The sequence below is a fragment of the Paraburkholderia phenazinium genome (genome assembly GCF_900141745.1).
Classification (GTDB): Bacteria; Pseudomonadota; Gammaproteobacteria; order Burkholderiales; family Burkholderiaceae; genus Paraburkholderia; species Paraburkholderia phenazinium_B.
This window is the reverse complement of sequence record NZ_FSRM01000001.1, coordinates 3241514-3265727: the sequence shown is the minus strand read 5'-3', so window position 1 is coordinate 3265727 and position 24214 is coordinate 3241514. Positions and strand designations below refer to the sequence as shown.

Genomic DNA, 24214 nt, shown 5'->3' with positions numbered 1-24214 from the left:
TGTCTCCTCCGTGGAGGCTTGAGCAGTGCTCTATTCAGAAACGGAGTTGAGTTACAAAGCGCGTCGTGGCCGTCCGGTGCGGCTCTCCTGTTTTTTTCGGCGCGCTTGCCGGTCAAACCCTCGTATCGCCGCGCTCGGGGCGAGCGGGGCCACGGCCGCCGGATGACGGCCGTGCGTTCCAGACTCCTGGGGAGCCGCTGTGGAGAGTTAAGCTGCGTTGGCCGAGGGCACTGCGGCTTTTTCAATGAAAGAGCAGACGGCCGCGGTCACCTGCGCGGTCGTTGCCGTGCCGCCAAGGTCGCGGGTGTGCAGCGATGTATCGGCAGTCACCGCTTCGACGGCTTGCATCACGCGTTTTGCCGCGTCGAATTCGCCCAGATGTTCGAGCAGCATCACAACCGACCAGAACGTGCCCACCGGGTTGGCGAGACCTTTGCCCATGATGTCGAACGCGGAGCCGTGGATGGGTTCGAACATCGACGGATAGCGGCGTTCCGGATCGATGTTGCCTGTCGGTGCAATGCCGAGACTGCCGGCGAGTGCCGCGGCGAGGTCGCTGAGGATGTCGGCGTGCAGATTGGTGGCGACGATCGTATCGAGCGAGGCGGGACGGTTGATCATGCGGGCGGTCGACGCGTCCACCAGTTCCTTGTCCCATTTGACGTCCGGGAATTCCTTCGAAATCTGCAGCGCAATCTCGTCCCACATCACCATGGCGTGACGTTGCGCGTTGCTCTTCGTAATGACGGTCAGCAGTTTGCGCGGACGGGATTGCGCGAGACGGAACGCAAAACGCATGATCCGCTCGACACCGGCGCGCGTCATCATCGACACATCCGTCGCGGCTTCGATCGGGTGTCCCTGGTGGACGCGTCCGCCTACGCCGGCATATTCGCCTTCCGAGTTTTCGCGGACGATGACCCAGTTCAGGTCCTCCGGCCCGCAGCGCTTGAGCGGTCCGTCGATACCCGGCAGGATGCGGGTCGGACGCACGTTGGCGTACTGGTCGAAGCCCTGGCAGATCTTGAGGCGAAGGCCCCACAACGTGATGTGATCGGGAATGTCGGGATCGCCCGCCGAGCCGAACAGGATCGCGTCCTTGTTGCGGATCGCGTCGAGCCCGTCGGCGGGCATCATGACGCCGTGCTCGCGGTAGTAGTCTGCGCCCCAGTCGAAGTTCTCGAATTCGAATGCGAACGACTTCGTCGTCTTTGCCAGTGCTTCGAGCACCTGCGCGCCGGCCGGGATGACCTCCTTGCCGATGCCGTCGCCAGGGATGGTCGCGATGCGATAGGTTTTCATGTCTCCGTCCTTCAGGTGTTGTACGAATGAATGAACTCTACCTATCTCCGGGCGCAAAAACCGGTGCTACACTCAAAGCATCTTTAACTTTCATTCACAAGTGAAAGCCATGCGAGATACGGTCGATCCGTCGGATTTGAGCTTTTTCTCGACGCTTGCGGCGTCCGGCAGCCTGAGCGCCGCCGCGCGGGAACTGGGACTGACGGCAGCGGCGGTCAGCAAGCACCTGACGCAGATGGAAAGTCGCGCGGGCGTGGGGCTGATCAACCGCACGACGCGGCGGATGATGCTGACGCCGGAGGGCGAGTTGTACCTCGAGCATGCGCGCCGGATTCTCGACGAGATCGACGAACTGGCCGAATTGCTGGGTACCGCGAAGAAAAGTCCGAAGGGATTGCTGCGCGTGAACGCGACGCTTGGCTTTGGGCGCAGCCATGTCGCCCCTGCGATTTCGCGCTTTGTCGCGAAGCACCCGCAAGTATCGGTTCAGCTTCAGCTATCGGTCACGCCGCCTCCGCTGACGGACGATACGTTCGATGTCTGCATCCGCTTCGGCGAGCCGCCCGATACGCGGGTGGTCGCGCGTCGTCTGGCGACGAACCGGCGCTTGCTGTGTGCGGCGCCTTCGTACATCGCCGCACGTGGGATGCCGGTGACCGCGCATGACCTGACGCGGCACAACTGCATCGGCATCCGCCAGGGTGACGAGGCTTACGGCGTGTGGCGTCTGACTTCGGGCAGGGGAGCGTCACGCAAAACGGAGGCCGTGCGCATCAACGGCACGCTGACGACGAACGACGGCGAAATCGCGGTGAAGTGGGCGCTGGAAGGACACGGCATCCTGATGCGGGCCGAGTGGGACATCAAGCAATATCTGGCCGATGGGTCGCTGGTCCTCGTATTGCCCGATCACGACACGCCGAACGCGGATATCTTCGCCGTCTATTCGCAACGGCACCAGATGTCCACGCGGATTCGCGCGTTTGTCGATTTCATCGCCGGGGATCTTCGAAGCGAAGCGGGCGAACTGGGGTGAAACGCAGCCACGCTCATTCGGAGCCCAACTGCATTTGTCGACATACGATGGCGTTGCTGGCTTGCGCAGACAAGAACGCAGGCAACAGCGCAGGCAACAAAAAACCCCGTAAGACGTTGATCTTACGGGGTTTCTCGAACTTCGCCGGCTTATGCCGGAACAACCGATGGTGCCCAGGAGAGGACTCGAACCTCCACGGTGTTGCCACCGCTAGGACCTGAACCTAGTGCGTCTACCAATTCCGCCACCTGGGCACATTTTCAAGCTAAACCGTTATTTTAACGGGACGACTCAGCGTGTCAATGGGGACTTCAACAACCGCTTCATTGCACCGTCCGGACTTTCAGGTATCGAATCAGGTTCGATACTGACTTCCGCACTGCCGATACCCTGTTATTCATTCGAACAAGTTCAAACGAACCGCAGAGCCTCACACAAAAAGCAAAGCCGCTCGGAAGCGGCTTTGCTTTTGAATCTGGTGCCCAAGAGAGGACTCGAACCTCCACAGTGTTGCCACCGCTAGGACCTGAACCTAGTGCGTCTACCAATTTCGCCACCTGGGCAGGTGTCTGTACAACAGAGACCGCTATTATAGCGACAGCTTCAAAGCTGTCAAGCATTTCGAGAAAGCCTCCGCATGGCGTCGGATTGCGGTTCACGGCAAGTACTGCAGCAAGTATTGACGCGCCGCTTGGCGCGCAATACGGGTGTTAGAATGCCTCGCAGTAGTTCGTTGGCACGGTGCCCAGGCCCGTCGGACTCAGCTTTGAATGAGCCAGACCCGAGCAGTCAATCGCAGGTGCAACAGAGCCGCGTCATAACGCCGACCGACGTCCATGCAACGAGAAAAAATCATCGACAAGCCCTTGAGCAAATATCCGTACCCGATTCCGAGCCGCGAGGAAATCCTCGGCGTGCTCCGCACGAGTGAAGCGCCGCTTGCAGCGAATGACATTGCCGAAGCGTTGTCGATCAAGCGCCAGGAGCGCGAAGGATTTTTCAAGCGTCTCGCGGCCATGGAGCGCGACGGCCAGATCCGGCTCGATCAGCGCAACCATTACCAGCTTACGCATCCGTCCAATTTTGTCGGCGGCCGAGTGCAGGGCCATCGCGACGGCTACGGTTTCCTCGTGCGCGACGACGGTCAGGACGATCTGTTCCTGCCCACCGGCGAGATGCAGAAGGTCATGCACAACGACCGCGTGCTGGCGCGGATCGTCGGTTATGACCGGCGCGGACGGCCCGAAGGCCACATCGTCGAAGTCACGGACCGCGCCAACAAGCGCGTGATCGGGCGACTGCTGAACGAGAACGGCGCGCTGATCGTCGCACCTGAAGACAAGCGAATCGGCCACGACATCCTGATCACGCAGAACACCAAGAAGGCCAAGGTCGGCCAGGTGGTGGTGGTCGAGCTGACGGATTTCCCGAGTCGCCATTCGCAGCCGCTTGGCCGCGTGGTGGAAGTGCTGGGGGATATCGACGATCCCGGCATGGAAATCGAAATTGCCGTGCGCAAGTACGGCGTGCCACACGAGTTCAGCCAGGCCGCGCTCGACGACGCCGCAAGGCTGCCGGACGAAGTGCGTCCCGTGGATATTCGCCATCGCGTCGATCTGCGCGATGTGCCGCTCGTTACGATCGACGGTGAAGACGCCCGCGACTTCGACGATGCGGTGTACTGCGAGCCAATCGCGGTCGGCAAGGGCGAGGGCTTTCGCCTGATCGTGGCGATCGCCGATGTCTCGCACTATGTGCATCCGAAGAGCGGTCTCGATGTGGACGCGATCGAACGCAGCACCTCGGTCTACTTCCCGCGCCGCGTCATTCCCATGCTGCCGGAGAAGTTGTCGAACGGCCTGTGTTCGTTAAACCCGCACGTCGACCGTTGCGTGCTGGTGTGCGACATGGTGATCACCGCGCGTGGCGAGATCAAGGCGTACCAGTTCTATCCCGGTGTGATGCACTCGTCAGCGCGCCTGACCTATACCGAAGTCGCCGCGGTGCTGAAGAACACCAAGGGCCCGGAAGCAACGCGCCGCGCGGCGCTGTTGCCGCAACTGCAGAATCTGTATGGCGTGTACAAGTCGCTGTTCGCCGCCCGGCAAAAACGCGGCGCGATCGACTTCGACACCACCGAGACTTACATCGTCTGCAATGCGCAGGGCAAGATCGAACAGATCATCCCGCGCACGCGCAACGACGCGCACAAGCTGATCGAAGAATGCATGCTGGCCGCGAACGTCTGCGCGGCCGACTTCATGAAGCGCAACAAGCACCCGGGCTTGTACCGCGTGCACGCCGGACCGACCGCCGAAAAGCTCGAGAACCTGCGCTCCTTCCTGCGTGGCATGGGCCTGACGCTGGGTGGCGGCGACTCGCCGCACGCGAGCGACTACGCCGCGTTGATGGCGCACATCCGCGACCGGCCCGACGCGCAGATGTTGCAGACCATGTTGCTGCGCTCGATGCAACAGGCTGTCTACAGTCCGGACAATATCGGCCACTTCGGTCTCGCATATGAGGCGTACGCGCACTTCACGAGTCCGATCCGGCGCTACCCCGATCTGCTGACGCACCGTGCAATCTACGCGGTCCTGCAGGGGCGCAAGTACACGCCGGAAGCGCCGCATGGCGTCGATCTGAATACGGCGCTGTCGCCGCGCGCCCGCGCGATGCAGCAGGCCGACGACGAAAAGCGCGGCCGTACGCGTTCGAACAACGTGGCGATCTGGGAGGAGCTCGGCTTGCACTGCTCGGCCAACGAGCGTCGGGCGGACGAAGCCTCGCGCGACGTCGAAGCCTGGCTCAAGTGCTACTTCATGCGCGACAAGCTCGGTGAAGAGTACGGCGGCATGGTGAGCGGCGTGACTTCATTCGGCATTTTCGTGCAGCTCGATGCGCTGTTTATCGAAGGCCTCGTGCATGTCACCGAACTGGGCTCCGATTACTTCCAGTACGACGAGATCAAGAACGAGCTACGCGGCGAACGCACGGGCATCCGCTACCGCCTGTCGGACCGTGTGCGCGTGCAGGTGAGCCGCGTCGATCTCGACGCACGCAAGATCGACTTCCGGCTGGTGCGCGATACGCCGATCAAGTCGCCGGGTGCGCGTCCCGCGCTCGCCGACAAGGCTGCCGTTGAAAGCGGCGGTGCACGTGTACGCTCGCTGGCGCCGGCCGAAGCCGGCGCGGGGGCACGCCGAAAGAAGGCCGCACCGGCACCGACGCTCGCGGTCAAGGAGGCGCGCGCGGCACGCAGCGCCGCCAGGAAACACGGCGCCTCGGCCAAGTCTGCTTCTTCTTCGAAGGCACAGACACGCAAGAAGCGCTGAGCTCACACGCAAATCGCGTGGCGAGTCGGCACCAGCAGGCTCGCTGCAGCGGGTTCGCCGCGCGCAACCGGTACAGGTTCATGTGCCGGTTGCGCGCGGTCTGCATTTCGGTTTGTCTTTATCCCAGTAGCGCAGCCGCGTCGCGGCGCGCTCAATCAAAGGTTGTTCAGTCATGTCACGTCTCAAGGTTCTATACGGTTTCCACGCGGTGACCGCCCGTCTGCGTCACGATGCGTCCACGGTCGAAGAGGTCTATTACGACGCGACGCGCAAAGACCGCCGCATGACGGAGTTCCTGCACACGGCTAAGGAAGCGGGCGTGCGTCTGATTGCTGCCGACGAAACGCGCCTGTGGGGCCTCGCGCACACGGAGCGCCACCAGGGCGTGGTGGCGCGGGCAGGGGACATGCCGCTGGCGCAGAATCTCGCGGAGCTGCTGGATGGCATCAACGGTTCGCCGCTGATTCTGGTGCTCGATGGCGTGACCGATCCGCACAACCTCGGCGCGTGTCTGCGGGTCGCCGATGCGGCTGGCGCGCATGCGGTGATCGTGCCACGCGATCGTGCTGTCGGCCTGAACGCGACGGCCGCGAAAGTGGCGAGCGGCGCGGCCGATACGGTGCCTTACATCACGGTGACGAATCTGGCGCGCGCACTGCGCGAACTGAAGGACGCGGGCGTATGGGTGGTGGGCACGGCGGGCGAGGCGAGCAAAAGCCTGTATGAGACCAGGCTCGACGGTCCGGTCGCGCTCGTGATGGGTGCGGAAGGCGAGGGCATGCGCCGTCTGACGCGCGATACTTGCGACGAAGTCATGCAGATTCCCATGGCCGGCAGTGTGGAAAGCCTGAACGTGTCGGTCGCGAGCGGCGTGTGCCTGTTCGAAGCCGTGCGCCAACGCTCGGTGAAGGTCAAGACCTGATTCAGGACGCGGCATGCACGATGACCGTCGTGCCGCGCCGGGTCTTCCGGTCCCGATTGTGCCCACTTGCCGGATAAGTGCGAGCGGCGCATGCTAGTCCGGTAAACTTGCGGTTTTCCGCCTCTAGCCAGCAATTCCCATGACTCAAGACGAACTCAAGCAACTGGTCGGTCAGGCCGCCGCCGACTACGTGAACGCCAACGTACCCGAAGGCGTCGTGATCGGCGTCGGCACCGGCTCGACCGCCAACTGCTTTATCGATGCACTGGCCGCCACGAAGCACCGTTATCGCGGCGCCGTGTCCAGCTCGCTGGCGAGCACCGCGCGCCTGCAGTCGCACGGCTTCAAGGTGCTCGATCTGAATGAAATCGAATCGCTGCCGGTCTATGTCGACGGCGCGGACGAGATCGACGCCAGCGGTGCGATGATCAAAGGCGGCGGCGGTGCGCTGACGCGCGAGAAGATCGTGGCGTCGGTGTCGGAAGTGTTCGTCTGCATCGTGGATTCATCGAAACGCGTCGATGTGCTCGGCCAGTTTCCGTTGCCGGTTGAAGTGGTGCCGATGGCACGCACCGCAATCGGCCGCCGCGTGATCGCGTTGGGCGGCGTGCCGGTGGTGCGCGTGACGAAGGACGGCACGCCGTTTATTACCGACAACGGCAACGAGATCATCGACATCAAAGGGCTGAAGATCGCCGATCCTCGCGCGCTCGAAGCACAGATCAATGCGTGGCCAGGCGTCGTCACTGTAGGTCTCTTCGCAGAACGCGGAGCGACCCTGTCGCTGCTTGGCACCGACACCGGCGTAGAAACCATTCGCTACACGCCGCGCTAAATAAAGCTGCGCGTTCAAGGCACCGCACCGCGTCAGGCGCGACGCGGTGACGGTGGCGCGAATGCGCATCTCCCAGGCGACCCGCCGCGCCGTCATCCTCTCCCGGTTGCCGGCCCACGTCCTCTCTCCTCTGCGCCAGCCTGCTCCGATCGCGTTTGCCGTTCCCCCACATTCAACGTTCCGCTTTCGGCTAGTCGACAAACCCTCACATTTTGCTGTCTCTCGATTGCGGAGTGTGGTCGGGCGCACGCTCTGCGGACGGCGCTCCTTTTAAACTCGGTCTCGTGGCGTTGGACAGTTACGCCCAGGTGAAGTCGCGAAAGCGATGAGCGGCACTGTTCGCCTCATCGTCCGGTGACCACGCCGGCGGTACGGATCGATTAAATGCTTTCGAACTGTTAGCAATTCGTCATCCTTATTAAAATGAAAAGATTGATATGGGTAATTGCCGTCATTCAGGGAGAGGGAGTCGTGAGAGAACAGCGCTCGCTGTCAGCCCGCATTGACCAACGCCTAAAGAATACGATCTTCTGACAAGGAAAATTCAAACAACATGAATGCCGATCGCCTTTCGGGCCAGGTCCCCGATATCGTTGAAGCTTGGGCTGCGTTGCAGAGCAAGGTGCCTCTCAAGCCTATTCGCAATGAGCAGGAATACGAGCAGCTGACGCAGCTCGCGAATGCGCTGACGAACCACCTTCACGGCGACGCGGACAATCCGCTAACGGATCTGCTCGGCGTTCTGTCCGCTCTGATCGGCGGCTGGGAGTCTCGCCAGGTGGTGGTGCCCAGCGCGGAGCCGCGTGAGGTGCTGCGCCATCTGCTGGAAACCCACGGTCTCAAGCAAAAGGACCTGGCCGATATTGCCTCGCCCACTGTGGTCAGCGACATCCTCGCAGGACGCCGGGCAATCAGCAAGAACGTGGCAAAGGCGCTGGCCGTGCGCTTTCGAACAGACGTCAGCGTTTTTATCTGACGCCACATCAAGGACGTTGAATCGCCCGCACGAAAGTACCGGGCGTGTTTCAGCAATGCATGACTAATTGAAAATTCGTTTTCCTAATGAATCAGCATTGTGCGAATTAATTCGCCGGGTCTGATTATTAAACGGGCGCGAGGCCTCTGTCCTGGCGTTTCGCATTTCAATCGCACGCTGCTTTTCACGCTGCCGGACACCCAAAACGCGAACTTCTTCGGCCTTTACACGAGGAAGGCGGCCACACGTTTTCTTGACAATCTTTTGAAAATTCATCGCTGCTTCTTTGGACGATTTTCCGTCGTCGCCGATGAAACCGTGCGGTTGGTGTGATGCCGCACGGAATGTATCCGGTCGAGGACGTAGCTTATTACTGTGGACTGAAAGAGTGCTTAACCGGTGGATAAAACGGTGACGCGCACCGGCACGGAGTACCCGTGAACGAGTGTGCATGCTCCGCGCTGAACGGCGTGGAAGAGCCGAACCCCGGGGCAAGCTGCCGTTCGGGATCAACAAGGTGCGGTCGATGGGATACGTCGGCGTGGACGATAGGGCGCGTCTCGCCGCTAGCGATACAGGAAGCGAGCTTTCCGTCGCTGGTCTATGGCCATCCGGATGGCAAGCGCAGTAACCATGTGTCGCGACGAGGCCGAAACGCTCGGTGCGGAGAACGTTAAGGTTTGGGGTAACCGAAATGTCAGAACTAGTCCATCGAGTGATCGACATCGTACTTATCGTACTGGGTGCGGTCGGCGCGTTGCATCTGAACCTGCCGCAGGCAGGTCATCCGCATCAGCTTGATCCTTCACTGGTCGCGTTCGTGGCCGCGCTTGCGTTGTCCGTGTTTCCTGCGTGCGGAACCTACCCGTCGCGACGCACCCGCTCGGTGGTGAGTCTCGCGAGCCGTACAGCGTTCGCGTGGCTGGCAGTGCAGCTCTGCGGTCTCGCCTTGCTGTACGCCATTCATCGCGAGAATCAGGTGTCCATGCCGTGGTTTCTGTACTGGACGCTGACGACCGGCATCTCGCTGCTTGGCTCGCATACGTTGATCTTTGCTGAATTCAACCTTGCCCGGAATGCAGGACTGCGCCTGTTCCGCACCGCGACGGTCGACGCGCCGCAGTTCAATACGAGTTCCGCGGGATCCGCGGCACCCGCTAGCGCGGCGAGCTCCGGCAAGACCGGTCTGGACTGCGCAGGAGCAGCGCGACAAGTGGTCAAGCGCGGCTTTGACATCGTGTTCGGCACCTTGCTGATTGTCTCGCTGCTGCCCGTGTTCGCGCTGCTTGCGGTTCTGGTGATGAGCGACGGCGGTCCCGCGACGTTCGGACACGTTCGCGTAGGACGTAACGGCAAGAGCTTTCGTTGCCTGAAATTCCGTTCGATGGTTCTGAACGCCGATCAGGTGCTCAAGGCCTTGATCGAAAGCGACCCACAGGTACGTGCAGAGTGGGAACGCGATTTCAAACTGAAGAACGATGTGCGTATCACGCGGATTGGGCGGTTTCTGCGCCGCACGAGTCTCGACGAATTGCCGCAGCTGTGGAACGTGGTTCGCGGCGACATGAGTCTCGTCGGACCACGGCCCGTCATCGATCAGGAGCTGGAGCGCTATGGCGCAAACGTCAGGTACTACCTGATGGCCAAGCCTGGCATGACCGGCTTGTGGCAGGTGAGCGGGCGCAGCACCACGGACTACGCGACGCGGGTGTCACTGGACGTCGCATACGTAAAGAACTGGTCGTTGCTGCGCGATGTCTCGATTCTGTTCAAGACTTTCAAGGTTGTTTTCAAAGGTAGTGGGGCGTACTGAAACAGCGGGCCGGGTTGGTTGAAGGTGATATGGCGGGTTGATTTTGGGGGGCCGGGTATCGTCGGCGATGAAGGCGGTAGCCGTCCCGGACTAGAGCATAAAAAAATCTACATAGCGGTGTGTGCGTCTCAGCGGGGGCAGTGGCTTGGGCGCGCGACGGAAGGGAGTAGCGATGATGTCATGCAACAAGTTGGGTTCGGAAAGGACCACGAACGCATCAAAGTCAAACGTGCTGATCGAAGCGCCGGCGGCCGAGGTACACGATTCATTGACTCAGTCTGACGCTGGGCGTCATCCGCACCGGGTTAGGGCCGCGTTCACCGGCGTTGTGCTGGCGGCATGCCTGGCAGGCTGTGCGTGGTCGCCGGGGATGTCGTACAACGCTCCTTCAGGGGTGGCCAATCAGACACCCGCGAACACTGGCAACAGCACAGTCGACAGCGGCATGCGCACGACGGCCGATGTTCACCCAAGTAAGGGCGCCGACGCGCCGCCAGCGGGCAAACTGATCGAAATCACCGACGACCTTGTTGAGACGGAACGCGCCGAACGCTCGAAGGCCGTGCCCGAAGACGTCACGCAACTGTTTGCGAAGCCTGCGCCCTACACGCTGGGCCCGGGTGACATATTAAGCATCGTCGTATGGGATCACCCCGAGCTGAATATGCCCGGAGCCGCGGCGACCAATGGACCGGAAGCGACTGGCACCGATTCGATGACCTCGGGCTATACGGTGGATGCGGGCGGCATGATCCAGTATGCCTATATCGGTCCGCTGAAGGTTTCAGGGCTCACCGAAATGGAAGCGCGCGATGCGCTGGCCCAAAAGCTCAGCCGTTTCGTGCGGGCGCCTCAGGTCACCTTGCGGATCGAGGCCTACCGGAGCAAGCGGGTCTATATGGACGGCGCGGTCAGGAATCCGGGCGTGCTCGCTCTTAACGACATGCCGATGACTTTGCCTGAGGCGATCAATCGTGCCGGCGGATTTACGCCGATCGCAGACCGGTCGACGGTCGCGATTACGCGTGGCGACAAGACTGTGGTTGTCAATATTCCCGACATGATCGCCAAGGGTGTGAATCCCGATAACATCGAGTTGCGCAGGGGTGATCTGGTGCGCGTCTTCGCGCAGACCGACACGAAAGTGTACGTTTTCGGCGAAGTGAACAAACCCGGAAGTTTGACGTTCAACAACGGCCGGATGAGCCTGAATGAAGCGTTGGGCGATGCCGGCGGCATCAGCCAGACCTCGGGCGATGCTTCGCAGGTCTTTGTCGTGCGTGGGCGCGACGCGGGCAAGCCGGTGGTCTACCATCTGAATGCCGGGTCACCGGCTGCGATGGCGACCGCAGATGGCTTTGCGTTGAAGCCTAATGATGTTGTGTTTGTCGATGCGTCTGCGCTGGTCAGGTGGAGCCGCGTGATGGGTCTGATTGTGCCAAGCACCCAGGCGGCGGCCGCTAGCCGGGCCGTTGGTTACTGATGAGCCAACTATTTGTCCGGCCAGGTGGCAAGGCATCCGGTAGCGCGTTGGAACAGGCGCGGCCGGAACGCGTGGGAATGGGGAGAGGGCGCATGAAATACCGTGATACGTCAGTCGATACGATAGATATAGGCCCCCCGCAGGGCGACCACCTTGGTAGCTATATAGACGTCCTGTATCAGAACCGCGGCTTGATCTTCCTGATCACCGCTTGCTTTCTCTTTGTGGGTGCGGCTTATGCACTGCTTGCAGCGCCCGTGTATCAGGCCGACATTCTGATCCAGGTCGAGGAGAATCCGACCGCCGCCAAGGACGCCCTGGGCGACGTGAAGTCGATGTTCGCCGTCAAGACGGCCGCTTCGGCCGAGATCGAGGTTTTGCGTTCGCGGCTGGTGATCGCAGGAGCCGTGACCGCTGCGCAACTGAACCTCAGCGCGGTGCCGCGCTATTTTCCGGTGGTCGGCCGGTGGATTGCCAACCATCTGAATGACCTGTCCCACTCGGGCCTGGGCGGCTATGCATGGGGTGACGAGCGGATCGGCGTTTCAAAATTCGATGTGCCTGACGCGCTGCAAGGCGAGAAATTCGTCCTGACGCTGCAGAAGAACGGCAACTATTCGCTGAAGTACAAAGATATCGATTTGTCCGGGCGCGTCGGCGAGCTCATGCAGGCAGACACGGAGTACGGGCCGATCGCTCTTCTCGTCGACCAGGTTGTCGGAAAGCCGGGCGTACGTTTCGAACTGGTTCGGACTTCCGAGCTTTCCGCGATCCAGGATGTGCAATCGGGCTTGCTGATTGTGGAGAAGGGCAAGGACTCGGACGTGATCGGCGTTGCGCTGGAAGGCACCGACCCGAAGAAGATCAGCGCCATTCTCAACGCGATCGGCACGGCATATGTCCGGCAAAATGTCCTGCGGACCCAGGAAGAGGCGCAGAAGTCGATCACCTTCCTCGATGGTCAGTTGCCTGAACTGAAGACCAAACTGGAGACCGCGGAAAGCGAGTTCAACACGTTCCGCGCGAAGAACGGGACGGTGGATCTGAACGCAGAGGCCGCCGCGCTTCTGCAACGCTCGGCTCTCGCGCAAGGCAAGGTTGCCGATCTTCAGCAGCAGCGGGCGTTGCTTCTTGCGCGGTACACGTCGGAAAACCCAGCGGTGATCGCCGTCAATGACGAACTGGCCGAGGCCGAAAGGGAGGTTGGCGGCATTGCCTCCGTCACGCGGCAACTGCCGCCCATGGAGCAGAGCCTGCTGCGGCTGCAGAGAGAGGTTCAGGTAGACACCACCATTTACACGAACCTGTTGAACACGCGTGAACAGCTCCGCCTGCTCAAGGCAGGTAAGGTGTCGAATGTGCGACTGGTCGACCCGGCGATCGTGCCGGATAGTCCGGTTCGTCCGAAACGTGCGCTCGCGTTGATCGGAGCCCTGATGGCGGGCCTGTTCGTGAGCGTCGCGGTGGTATTGCTCAAACGCAAGGTCTTCGACGGCATCACGGCTCAGGACGATATCGAAACAGGAACGGGGCTGGCCGTGTACGCCACCATCCCGCGCAGCAAGGTGCAGGAAACGCTCACGCGGAGCCTCCAGACCAACGTCGACTCGAACCTGGTGCTAGCGCATTCGGCAAGCGGAGATGCGGCGATCGAAAGTCTGCGAAGCTTCAGAAGCGCGCTTGAATTTGCGCTGGTCGACGCACCGAACCGGATCGTCCTGCTCGCCGGGCCGACACCGATCGTCGGAAAGTCGTTCGTGTCCGTCAATCTCGCGGCGCTGATCGGCGCATCGGGACAGCGTGTGCTACTCGTCGACGCCGACCTTAGAAGGGGCACGTTGCATCAGTACCTCGGGGTGCCGTGCAGCCCGGGCATTTCGAATATCGTCACGCGTGGCCGTACGTTCGAAAATGCGGTACACCGCAACATACTGCCTGGCGTCGATTTCGTTGCTAACGGCGGCTACATGCAGAGTGCGAGCGAGATTCTCAAACATCGGAACTTCCTCGCGTTCGCCCAGCAGGCCGACAGCGAATACGACGTGGTGCTGATCGACGCGCCGCCGATTCTGCCGGTAGCCGACTCGGGCATCGTGGCATCTCTCGCCGGCATGGTGTTCGTGATTGCGCGACACGGCGTGACGACGGTTGAAGAGCTGCGCGAATCCGCGCGCAGGTTCGAGCAGATCGGCGTGCCGATTCGCGGCGTGATTTTCAACGACGCGATGCCGACGAGGCCAGGCCGCTACGGAAGGGCGTATACCACCTACGGCTACGCCAGCCATGGCAATGACGTGCCGACGTAGGGTTGACTGATTCGCAAGTGAAAACCGCCGCGCGAGACGCGGCGGTTGCACTTTCAGGTGCTAACTTGGCAGGTGCTCAGGTTCCCGGTGTATTCGCCGGTGTGATTTCGAGCAGAATGACATGATCGGGTACATCCACGGTGAGTTGGCGCAGGTCGCGATGGCTTGCGCCCGGCGTTGCCGAAACGAGTGGATCGTAGACGTCGATACGGCTTACCTGCGCGCCGAGGTCCAGTTCGACGCTGGCGGGTGGGCTGGTGAGCGGCTTTCCCTTCTCCCGGTTCCAGATCGGCGTTTCGTTCCATAGCGCCAGCACGAAGCGACCATCCTTTTTCTGCAGCAACAGGCTGTTGGCCGATACCGGCATTCCCTGGAGCGTATACGCGAGCGTGCCTTGCGATGCGCCGTTGGCACGGTGCGGCGCGCCGTCGTTCAGGATCGACGTGAGATTGCGGATCGCCTCGGCCACCGGCTTGGGACTGTTGTCGTTGCGAAAGAGGCCGTAGTGCATCTCGCCGCTCTTGCTGTCCGGGTCGGGCTTTTCGTCGAGCAGTTCGTAGACGTAGGTCCGCTTCACGCCCGCCGCCGCTGCGTCCATGTAGCCGTTGAGAATGCCTTTGGCCTGGGTCCGCTCGTCGACGCCGATCATGTACCAGCCCGCCTGAGGCATCGAGAAGTAGCCGAACTCGGTGATGACGAGCGGTAGATGGTACTTCTTGACGACATCGATGGCCGAGCCCATCCACCTGTCGCCGTTCGCGTTATAGGTGGGTTGTTCGCCGTTTTGCGGGTAGACGTGCTGATTCGCGTAATCGGCCGAATCCGCGCGTGTGTCGACCGTCTTTTCGTCGTAGCCCGTGAGATCGTAGACGGGTACGCCCTTGAGCTCAGGCGTAGCGTGTACGCGTGTAAAGATCTCGCGCTGCACGGCCAGTCCGGCGGCCGTGCCCGTGAGGCCGTGATAAGGGATGGGCCAGTTGTTGATCTCGTTGAAACCTTCGACGGCCGCGACGCTGCCAGGCACGGCGGCGTTCAGCTTCGCCGCTTGCCCGATCGCTTCCACGAACTTCGAGCCCGTCAGGAAGTTGAATTTGACGCCGCGTTGCGCGAGATAGACATAAGTCGAAAACGGCGGCGAGTCGCCGGGTGCATAGTCGCGAACGTAGTGGATCCCGAGCCATGCCAGATCGTCGGCGACGTTGTGCACATTGACGTAGGCGCCATCGGTGTAGTTCACGTGCGTGATGACAGCGAGCGTTTCGATGAAGGCGTCGGTTGGCATGGCGTGCACGGCATCGGCGGCTTGCACCGTCGATGCGCATGCGAGCGCGCAGAGGCTGGCTGCGAGGCTTGCGGCGGTGCGCACGCCAAACGCCCTGTAGGGCCTTTCCCGTCTCGCGTGTCGCGCGCCGGGAGGGGCGGCTGGGCTGGCGAGCACGTTATGGGCGGTTGCTGCGGAATGCTTCACGGGGACTCCTTGCGCGGGAAGGTTGCCGGTTCCGCGCGCTTTGCGCCATGCCGGCAGCTCGATGGGTTCACCTAGTATGGAGGCGTATTCATCGATCATTTTGATGCGTGGTGGCGTGCTTCGTGTGTGGGGCGGCGAACGGATAGGGCGCCCCCTCTGAAAACTGGCGTTGCATGAGCGACGGCGAACATTTTTCTGGCGGTGGGTCGGTCACACTCTGGGCCATAAGACCTGTATCACATGGTCTGCCGAATCTGGTTGTGTGTCGCGGTGACTTTGCGCACGCGTAACGACGTACTTTGAGCGATGCCCGGAACCCGCCGATGAAATCCCTGCATATTCCGAATCTGGTAATCAATGGCCGATTTCTGGGCCGACGCGCGACGGGCGTCGATCGCTTTGCATTCGAGACCATTCGGGCGCTCGACCAGATGATCGAAGTGGGCGATCCGCTCGTCGCCGGACTGAGGACCGAGATCGTCGTGCCCGAAGCACTGGCCGATATGGCCAATCCGTTCAGGCACGTCGGACTGCGGGCGAGCGGTAAAGGCGGCGGTCTGCGTTGGGAACAGCTGGCGTTGCCGAAGGCCGCATCCGGACGGTTGCTGGTCAATCTCTGCAACTCCGGGCCGCTGCTGTACGGCCGCCAGGTGACGGTGCTGCACGACGCGGCGCCCGCGCGCGTGCCGGACAGCTACAGCCGCTCCTTTGTCGCCTGGTACCGCCTGATGGCGCCGCGCATCGGCCAGGTATCGCGCCGCGTGCTGACCGTGTCGGAATTCTCGCGGCGCGAGTTGAGCGACGCTTACCGGATTCCTGCCGGCAAGATTGGCGTCGTGCCCGAGAGCGGCGAGCACATGTTGCGCGTCCAGCAGGAGCAAGGCGCCGTGAAGGCCACGCTGAACGGACGTCCGTTCGTGCTTGCGGTGGGAAGCCTCAACCGGCATAAGAATTTTCGTCTCGTGGCCGAGGCCGCGCGCCTTATTAACGATGCGCAGTTCGACATCGTGGTGGTGGGCGGCGGCGATGCGCGGGTGTATGGAGCGGGCCAGAATGCCTTGCCCGAATTCGTGAAGCACCTCGGTTACGTGAGCGACGGCGAACTGGCAGCGCTCTACCAGCGTGCGGCCTGTTTTGTGTATCCGTCGCTTTACGAGGGTTTCGGGCTTCCGCCGGTCGAAGCGCTGGCGCTCGGTTGTCCCGTCATCGCCTCGAGGTTGCCGGCCGTGATGGAAGCGTGCGGCGATGCCGTGCTTTATACCTCACCGGACGATCCCGCGGAACTGGCGCGCCTGCTTGAACAGATCACCGGCGACGCTGCGTTGCGCGCGAGCCTGCGTGAGCGGGGCCGCGCGCGTACCGCGGAACTGACCTGGCGTGCCACCGCAGTCAAACTGATCGAGGAGATCTCGCCGTGGCTAATGTAACGCTTGCCGCAACCCTTGCAAGCGACACACGTCGTTTCGGCCGGGTCGCCCTTGTGCACGACTGGCTCGCTGCATACGCGGGTTCGGAAAAGGTGGTGGAACAGATTCTGCAACTGTTTCCCCATGCCGATCTCTACAGCATCGTCGACTTCTTCCCGGAGTCGCAGCGCAGTGTGCTGGGCGGCAAGCGCGCCCATACTTCATTCATTCAACACTTGCCGCGGGCGCGCAAATCGTTTCGCGCTTATCTCCCGCTCATGCCGCTGGCGATCGAGCAGTTCGATCTCTCGTCTTACGACCTCGTGATTTCGTCGAGCCATGCCGTGGCCAAGGGCGTGCTGACCGGACCGCATCAGGTGCATGTGAGCTATGTGCATTCGCCGATTCGCTATGCGTGGGATCTGCAGCATCAATATCTGGCCGAAGCCGGCATGCAACGTGGAATGAAGAGCTGGATCGTGCGCCTGCTGCTGCATTACATGCGTATCTGGGACCAGCGCACCGCTCACGGCGTGGACGCTTTCGTCGCCAATTCGGCCTTCGTCGGAAGGCGCATCCGCAAGGCTTATGGTAGCGACGCCACCGTCGTCTACCCGCCGGTCGATGTCGAGCGATTCGAGCTTGGCACCCAGCATGAGGACTTCTATCTGATTGCCTCGCGCATGGTGCCGTACAAGCGGATTCCGCTGATCGTCGAGGCCTTTGCGGCGATGCCCTCGCGGCGTCTCGTGGTAATCGGCGACGGCACTGATTTCGCGCGCGCCAAAGCGAGCGCGACGCCCAACGTGACGCTGCTCGGCTATCAGCCCGATGCGGTGCTGGTGGACTACATGCAGCGCGCGCGTGCCTTCGTTTTCGCCGCGGAAGAGGATTTTGGCATTTCGGTGGTCGAGGCACAGGCCTGCGGCACTCCGGTGATCGCTTTGGGCCGCGGCGGTGTACGGGAGATCGTCGTCGATTCGGCGGATCCCGAGCGCGGCACCGGGCTGTTCTTCGAAGAACAGACTGTGGCGTCCATCGTCGATGCGGTGGAGCGTTTCGAGCAGCGCCCGGCGTTTCGCGGGGAAGTCTGCCGTCGCAATGCGTTGCGCTTTACAGCGGAACGGTTCAAACACGAATTCATGGATGTCGTGGAACGCGCGATGCATGACAACAAGGGGTTCGCCGATGCACAGCCGGCGCTCCAGTACCGACGCTCCGCATAAGACGGTGCAGCAACAGGATCGTTCGCGCATGAGCGTGCGGTGAACGGATAGGGGTTCAAGCAAGTGGAACTGACGGTATTTGGGATCCTGGTGATCGTCACCGGCATGGTGGCGCTCTACACGTCGCATAGCGGCGTGGTGTACGGAATGGCGGTGTACTCGCTGTTCGGTTGTGCGCTCGCGCTCGGATTGGGCGGAATCGGCATCCTGCCCCCGCAGCTCTTTCTCGCATTCTTCGTCCTGAAGGCCTTCCAGATGGGGGGCGGGAAGAAGATTAACGAGGCGTTCTCGATGGATCAGCCGGGCTTCTGGCTGCTGTGCAACTGCGTGTGGGCAAGCGTGGGCGCCATGCTGCTGCCGCGCCTGTTGCTCGGTACGACGCTCGTGTTTCCCGTCGATCGCAGTACCACGGAAATTCTGCTGAAGCCGCTCGCTCCCGTCTCGGGCAATCTGTCCCAAGCGGTGTATTGCATTGGCGACGTGCTGGTGTATTGCTGCATGTATGCGTTTCTGAAGTGGCGTGGCACGTACAGGACGCTCGCCAACGCTCTCCTTCTGCTGACCCTGCTCGACGTGGTCGCGGGCGTGCTCGATGCCGTGTCGCACATCGCCGGCATGGACATTCTTTCGTCCGTCAAGACTGCCCAGTTCGCCGACCTGAGCGGCGAGGAACTGGGTGGACTGGTGCGCATCAGCGGCACGTTCAGCGAGACGTCCGCATTCTCGACCTTCACGCTGCCGTTGTTTGTCTTTTGCCTGAACCTGTGGCTGGTCGGGTGGCGTCAGAAACTGGCTGGCGCGCTGGCTGTTGCGACGGGGATACTGATGTTGCTGTCCACGTCGGGGAGCGCCTATGTCGGGATGGCCGGGTATCTGGTCGTGCTGGTGTTCAGCCGGCCCGGTCTCGTCACGCGTGACGCCGCCGCACGCAAGCAGCGCATGTGGCTCATCTCGGCCTGCCTCGGCATGCTCGGAGTGATCTATGTCATGCTTTTCCTGCCGGCTGTGGTAACGACGATTGGCGATTTTGTCGACGCCGCGATCCTGAGTAAAGCGGGCAGCTCCTCCGGCGTCGAACGGATGGGGTGGAACAATCAGGGCATCACCAACTTCTTCGATACCTATGGGATAGGCGTTGGATTGGGCAGCATCCGGGCATCGAGCTTCCTGGTGGTCTTGCTGGGGAGCCTGGGTGTGGTGGGTGTGGTCTGCTACGGGATATTCGTGGGCAAGTCTTTGCTGTCGCCCATGCCAACCCATTACTCGTTCACGGAGCGCGCCGTCTGCTACGCGTCCCGGCACGCCATGATCGCAGCATTGATCGTGGCTTCGACTTCGGCCGGGGTGTTCGAGCTTGGCTCGTGTTTCTACCTGTTTGCGGCCGCTGCGGGCGCACTCTCGCCGCTTGCATCGACGGGCGTGTCGAGGCGCCAGACACGGGTTGCATCTGCGGCCTATGTCTGGCCCAGTCACAACGCGGAACCCGTCATGCACGCAGAAGCTGCGAACGTAGAAACGGTGAACGTGGAAAATGTCGAAGTGGTGATGGAGCCGCGGCGCGGCCGCAAGCGTTCTGTCGAAGAGAAGCTTGCGAGAGTGCGCCGGACCTTTTAGGACCTTTTGGTCCGGCGCGTCTGAGTTACAGCTTGGCCGCGCGTTCGGGCGTCAGCCTTCCGCGCAGAAAGTCCCACAGGCCGATCAGATTGCCGCTCAGACGGCCCCGACGGTCGACCCAAGGCTCCGGCGCAACGCTTCGCACAATATTGCTGCCCACGTTACGCAGAACATGGTCAAGCGCATCGCGCAACGGCATCGTATTCTTTCTCACCAGATAGAGCGGATTGATAACCTGCGAATAGCCGAACTTGCGCCCAGATACTCTTCCGCGCTTGACGCCCAGGTGCACCCCGAGCGCAGTATTGATGCGAACCACGCGGCTGCCCAGATTCCAGATCTGGCCTCCAAAGTCGCGGTCCTCCTGCCAGCCATAGAGAACCAGGCGCTCGTCGAAGCGAAGGCCTGCAATGCTGCGCGCCCGGAATGCCATATTGCATCCATAGGGACCGCCCGTCGAAGTGATGGATAACCTCTCCGGAATTTCATTCGTCCTGGCGAGGATTGCCCGTCCCTCTTCGAAAGAATAACCCGGTCCATGGATGCCATCCGCGATGACGGTTCCAGTCACGCAGGCAATCGAGGGGTCGCTGTCCATGACCTTGAGGACTTCCTGAATCCATGTGCCATGCATCAGGAAATCATCGTCCAGAAAGATCACGACATCGAAGCCGTCCGGCACATGGTTCAACGCATTGTTACGTTGCGCGGGGAGGCCGGGCTTCCCCTTGATCACGAGTATTCCGGGGTGGCTGGCCACGTTGCCCACATCCTCATCCGACACGCAGGAGACAATGGTCAGGTCCGGCTTGACAGTCTGCAAATCGACGAAGGCGATGACATGCTCAAGGAGTTCGGCGCGGCCCCGCGTGGCGAAGATCAGGCAGATTCTTGATCGTTTGCCGGGAGAGGAGCCTTTGTCGGGGCTTATTTTCACAGTTTCCATCCTCAGTTCCTATGCTGGAGCCAACTTCCGCGGTCTGGTCTCGGGCTGAAAATCCCAGATGCCACAAGCAACGCCAGCCCGCATATAGGAGGGCATGGTATGGGTGACGCAGATACAACACTGCTGCCTACCGCACACGCAAGCGCACGCGTCTCGAGCGGGGGCCGCGGTGAGTGTGTTCCGCATGGAATGTGCCGAAAGGACGCTGCCTGAGCATGAAGGATGGTTGCGCTTACGTGGGGTAGGTCGCAGTACGCGTACTGGCGAGCCGATACTATTCAGGGACAAACTGACCGGCGCTGCGTCGCGCGTCGTCATCGAGCGGACCAGCCATTGGCCAGGCCCGCAGTCAAAAGAATGATTGGGGGAATTCCCGGTGAGCGTCACATTACGCAGGCCCGTGGCCGGCTATCGGCCGGACATTGATGGATTACGCGCGGTCGCGGTTATCTCAGTCGTCATTTTTCATGCGTTCCCGACAGTGTTGGCCGGTGGCTTCGCCGGTGTGGACATCTTCTTCGCGATCTCCGGCTACCTGATTTCGCAGCACATCATCGAGACGCTCGATCAGGGACGTTTCAGCCTGATTGACTTCTACGTACGGCGGATCAAGCGCATCTATCCGGCGCTCATCACCGTGATGGTCGCCACGCTTGCGGCGGGCATCGCGCTGATGGCCTCGGGCGAACTCAGGCAGCTCGCCGCGGATGCGCTCGCGAGCGTCGCGTTCGTCGCGAACATCTATTTTTATATGACGCGCGACTACTTTTCGCAGGGCGCGTCGGCAAGCCCGCTATTGCATCTGTGGTCGCTCGGCGTGGAGGAGCAGTACTACATCATCTGGCCGGTAGCGCTGTTCGTGCTCTGGCGATTCACGAGCCGGCGCGTGGCGACGTTTGCGATCGCGGCGGCCATCTTGCTCTCGCTTGCCTGCAGTATCGTGCTGAGCAGGACGCACGCTATCGCAGCGTTCTATCTGCCGCTCACGCGCTTCTGGGAATTGCTGTTCGGTTCCGCGCTCGCATGGGCGCAGTTTCATTCCGCCAAACGCGCCGCCATGCCTGCAGGCGACACGGTGCAGGCAGGCCGCCTGACGCTGCGCGATCTGGCCTCGGCGGCAGGCGCGATTCTCCTTGCCACGAGCTTCGCGCTGTTCGATCCGGGTACGGTGTTTCCGGGCTGGCGTGCGGCACTGCCTGCCGGCGGCGCTACGCTCATCATTGCCGCGGGTCCGGCGGCGTGGTTCAACCGGCGCGTGCTTTCCGTCAAGCCGATGACCTACATCGGACTCGTCAGCTACCCGCTCTATCTCTGGCATTGGCCGATACTGGTCTTTGTGCGTCTGTTGAGCAGCGATACGCCAACCGTTGCCATGCTGGTCGCCGCCATCGTCGTCGCCTTTGCGTTGTCATCCATCACATTCAGGTTTATCGAGAGGCCTGTGCGCTACAGCCGCGTGGTGCAATGGTATCCGCTGCGCGCAGCGTGCGTTCTCGTCGCGATGATGATGGGCATCGGCCTGTCCAGCTACGCGATCTCGCGCGACAACGGCTTGCCCGGCCGTTTCCCCGATGCGAACTTTGGTGCGAATCCGGAACACTGGGCATCCACCGATGCGTGCAAGAAGGCCTTCCCGGCCTCCGAGCTATGTGTAATGCCCGCGCCCAACGGCCGTCCCGAGATTGCCTTGCTCGGCGACAGTCACGCCAATCACTTTTACGATGGGCTGCAACCGGCATTGGCATCCGACGGGGATAGCCTCTTTGCGGTCGGCGCCGGCAATTGCCCACCGTTCTCCGACGTCGACATTTATCTTGATAAACACGTCAAGCATTGCTCGGAGCTGTTCCGCAGCGTGCTCGATTACGTTGTGAATTCGCCCGACGTCCATTCGGTGATCCTGTCGAGCTATGCCATTTCGACGATCGCGGGTGGCCTCGACTATGGCGAGGGCGACACCATCCGTCTGCTGACAGCGGACAGCGGCCGGGCGGGTCTGACGACGGTAGGTCAGAGCGACGGGAGCAACCTGAGCGTCTATCTCGCGGGTCTCGAACACACCCTGACCCGGCTCACTGCCGCAGGTAAGCGCGTGGTGTTCGTGCTCGACACGCCGGAGCTGGATTTCGATCCCAGCACCTGCGTACGCCGTCCTGTGCAATTTTCGCTGCGCTCACCCTGCGCGGTCCCACGCGCGAAAGTCGAGCGTCGACTGACGCGCGCGGAAACGCGCATCCTCGCGGTGCTGGCGAGGTATCCCGGTGTAAAGGTGTTCAATCCGCTGCCGTTCCTGTGCGATGCGCAGAATTGCTACGCGCGGCGGGGCGGCGAGTTCATGTACGCGGACCGGGATCACCTGACGCCTGACGGTTCACGCTACGTCGGCAAGTGGCTCGCGCAAGACGTCGAAGACGCAGACGGGACCTGAGCCAGTCAGATCGCGTCCTGTTTGACGGACACGTTGCGTGCCGGGACGTCATGGGCAGCCATGACCGGCTGGTTGATTACCGCGTGCCTCGTTCCATGCCGCGGCATCTTCATTAGCCGGTGCAACAGCCGGCGCGCGCCGGTGTGCAGTGGCTTGTCGACGAACCAGTAGAGCATGCCGCCCACGGCGGTCGCCACGACGATGATGGTCGCCACCCCGATGGGCGACGTGACGTCAAAACCGTGGATCGCCTTTGGCAACAGTTTGCGCGCGGCTTCGACGCAGTAGGGATGGCTCAGGTAGACGGCATAGCTGGCATTGCCAACGAATATCGCGCCACGGGTCAGCGGGTCGGAACCGATCATCGATTCGAGACTCAGGCTGCCGAAGACCATCAGAAACGCCGGAATGCCGAAATACAGCAGCGGCGCATCGGCCATCTGGTGCCAGTCGACGAACGCCATCCACACGTAACATCCTGCCACCGTGCAGGCGGCGAGGACCGGATTGATCCGGATCCCACGCTTCCAGAGCCACCAGGCCGTGAAGCCGAGCGGGAACTCAAAGACACGCTCGTGAGAGTAGAACGTGGCAATCGCGCCGTGCGAGCCGGATGCCCTGACTACGCAAAAGATCGCGAGAATCAACGCCGATGCGAATAGCAGCCGATGGCGGCGCATCAGTATCAACGACACGGCGGCGACCATGTAAAACATCATTTCGTAGTTCAGCGTCCAGCCGACGAACAACATCGGGAAGATTTCGCCGCTTTCCTTGCGGTAGGGAATGAAAAGCAGTGACTTGAGCAGGTTCCCGAGATTGGCCGTGGTTGAATTGAACAATGACGGGGCGATCAGGGTGGCGGCGAACACGCTGAAGGTCAGCAGCCAGTAGAGCGGCACGATCCGGGCAATGCGGTCGGCGAGGAAGTGCCGTGCGGTCATGCCGGGGCTATCCAGCACGAGTGCGATCACAAAGCCGCTCAGCACGAAGAAAATGTCCACACCGAATCCGCCGAACGTGTGGCCGGTCGGCGCGAGGGTGTGAAAGAAAATCACCGTCGTGGCTGCGATGGCGCGCAGCACGGTTAGCGAGTGGAGCTTGTTCGTCATGGGCGG

General features: G+C 61.6%; 17 protein-coding genes and 2 tRNA genes. 12 read left to right on the top strand and 7 right to left on the bottom strand.

Annotation, left to right across the window (positions count from 1 at the left end; translation table 11 throughout):
- Window positions 1-207: 207 nt before the first annotated feature.
- On the bottom strand, window positions 208-1302 hold the full coding sequence (locus BUS06_RS14750) for a tartrate dehydrogenase (RefSeq protein WP_074264936.1): 1095 nt from the start codon (window positions 1300-1302) through the stop codon (window positions 208-210).
- Between the two features lie 109 nt (window positions 1303-1411).
- Between BUS06_RS14750 and BUS06_RS14745 the strand changes: the two genes are divergently transcribed.
- On the top strand, window positions 1412-2338 hold the full coding sequence (locus BUS06_RS14745) for a LysR substrate-binding domain-containing protein (RefSeq protein ID WP_074264935.1): 927 nt from the start codon (window positions 1412-1414) through the stop codon (window positions 2336-2338).
- 167 nt (window positions 2339-2505) lie between these two features.
- On the opposite strand, the gene BUS06_RS14740 is transcribed toward BUS06_RS14745, so the two are convergent.
- Window positions 2506-2592, bottom strand: a tRNA-Leu gene (locus BUS06_RS14740).
- A 222-nt stretch (window positions 2593-2814) separates the two neighbouring features.
- Window positions 2815-2901, bottom strand: a tRNA-Leu gene (locus BUS06_RS14735).
- Between the two features lie 273 nt (window positions 2902-3174).
- Between BUS06_RS14735 and rnr the strand changes: the two genes are divergently transcribed.
- From rnr to BUS06_RS14715, 4 genes are all read left to right on the top strand, one after another.
- Entirely contained in the window at window positions 3175-5673 is a 2499-nt protein-coding gene (gene rnr, locus BUS06_RS14730; protein ID WP_074264934.1) for a ribonuclease R, read from the top strand.
- Window positions 5674-5845: 172 nt separating this feature from the next.
- Window positions 5846-6595: a 23S rRNA (guanosine(2251)-2'-O)-methyltransferase RlmB gene (gene rlmB, locus BUS06_RS14725; protein WP_074264933.1), complete on the top strand. Its 750-nt coding sequence runs from the start codon at window positions 5846-5848 to the stop codon at window positions 6593-6595.
- A 139-nt stretch (window positions 6596-6734) separates the two neighbouring features.
- Window positions 6735-7430: a ribose-5-phosphate isomerase RpiA gene (rpiA, locus tag BUS06_RS14720; protein ID WP_074264932.1), complete on the top strand. Its 696-nt coding sequence runs from the start codon at window positions 6735-6737 to the stop codon at window positions 7428-7430.
- Between the two features lie 553 nt (window positions 7431-7983).
- On the top strand, window positions 7984-8406 hold the full coding sequence (locus BUS06_RS14715; RefSeq protein WP_074264931.1) for a helix-turn-helix domain-containing protein: 423 nt from the start codon (window positions 7984-7986) through the stop codon (window positions 8404-8406).
- 63 nt (window positions 8407-8469) lie between these two features.
- On the opposite strand, the gene BUS06_RS37440 is transcribed toward BUS06_RS14715, so the two are convergent.
- Entirely contained in the window at window positions 8470-8682 is a 213-nt protein-coding gene (locus tag BUS06_RS37440; protein WP_143787519.1) for a hypothetical protein, read from the bottom strand.
- Window positions 8683-9100: 418 nt separating this feature from the next.
- Between BUS06_RS37440 and BUS06_RS14705 the strand changes: the two genes are divergently transcribed.
- The 3 genes from BUS06_RS14705 to BUS06_RS14695 all read left to right on the top strand — a co-directional run bounded on the left by BUS06_RS14705 (window position 9101) and on the right by BUS06_RS14695 (window position 14008).
- The gene (locus BUS06_RS14705) at window positions 9101-10219 is read left to right on the top strand and encodes a sugar transferase (protein WP_074264929.1); all 1119 of its coding nucleotides are present in this window, start codon (window positions 9101-9103) and stop codon (window positions 10217-10219) included.
- A gap of 268 nt (window positions 10220-10487) precedes the next feature.
- Window positions 10488-11702, top strand: coding sequence for a polysaccharide biosynthesis/export family protein (locus tag BUS06_RS14700; protein ID WP_254368846.1), 1215 nt, complete (start codon window positions 10488-10490; stop codon window positions 11700-11702).
- 92 nt (window positions 11703-11794) lie between these two features.
- Window positions 11795-14008 carry a GNVR domain-containing protein gene (locus BUS06_RS14695; RefSeq protein ID WP_074264928.1) on the top strand — a complete coding sequence of 738 codons (2214 nt, stop codon included), beginning with the start codon at window positions 11795-11797 and terminating at the stop codon, window positions 14006-14008.
- 76 nt (window positions 14009-14084) lie between these two features.
- On the opposite strand, the gene BUS06_RS14690 is transcribed toward BUS06_RS14695, so the two are convergent.
- On the bottom strand, window positions 14085-15476 hold the full coding sequence (locus tag BUS06_RS14690; RefSeq protein ID WP_074266098.1) for a glycoside hydrolase 5 family protein: 1392 nt from the start codon (window positions 15474-15476) through the stop codon (window positions 14085-14087).
- Between the two features lie 323 nt (window positions 15477-15799).
- Between BUS06_RS14690 and BUS06_RS14685 the strand changes: the two genes are divergently transcribed.
- The 3 genes from BUS06_RS14685 to BUS06_RS14675 all read left to right on the top strand — a co-directional run bounded on the left by BUS06_RS14685 (window position 15800) and on the right by BUS06_RS14675 (window position 19722).
- On the top strand, window positions 15800-16903 hold the full coding sequence (locus tag BUS06_RS14685; RefSeq protein ID WP_074264927.1) for a glycosyltransferase family 4 protein: 1104 nt from the start codon (window positions 15800-15802) through the stop codon (window positions 16901-16903).
- A complete protein-coding gene (locus BUS06_RS14680; RefSeq protein ID WP_074264926.1) occupies window positions 16891-18108 on the top strand; it encodes a glycosyltransferase family 4 protein in 1218 nt (405 codons plus the stop codon). The genes BUS06_RS14685 and BUS06_RS14680 overlap by 13 nt, the downstream gene beginning before the upstream one ends.
- A 63-nt stretch (window positions 18109-18171) precedes the next feature.
- Window positions 18172-19722, top strand: coding sequence for a hypothetical protein (locus BUS06_RS14675; RefSeq protein WP_074264925.1), 1551 nt, complete (start codon window positions 18172-18174; stop codon window positions 19720-19722).
- Window positions 19723-19747: 25 nt separating this feature from the next.
- On the opposite strand, the gene BUS06_RS14670 is transcribed toward BUS06_RS14675, so the two are convergent.
- The gene (locus tag BUS06_RS14670; RefSeq protein WP_074264924.1) at window positions 19748-20668 is read right to left on the bottom strand and encodes a glycosyltransferase family 2 protein; all 921 of its coding nucleotides are present in this window, start codon (window positions 20666-20668) and stop codon (window positions 19748-19750) included.
- A gap of 376 nt (window positions 20669-21044) precedes the next feature.
- Between BUS06_RS14670 and BUS06_RS14665 the strand changes: the two genes are divergently transcribed.
- On the top strand, window positions 21045-23096 hold the full coding sequence (locus BUS06_RS14665; RefSeq protein ID WP_167379389.1) for an acyltransferase family protein: 2052 nt from the start codon (window positions 21045-21047) through the stop codon (window positions 23094-23096).
- Between the two features lie 5 nt (window positions 23097-23101).
- Here BUS06_RS14665 and BUS06_RS14660 read toward each other — a convergent pair whose 3' ends face one another.
- Window positions 23102-24208: an acyltransferase family protein gene (locus BUS06_RS14660; protein ID WP_074264922.1), complete on the bottom strand. Its 1107-nt coding sequence runs from the start codon at window positions 24206-24208 to the stop codon at window positions 23102-23104.
- Window positions 24209-24214 lie beyond the last annotated feature (6 nt).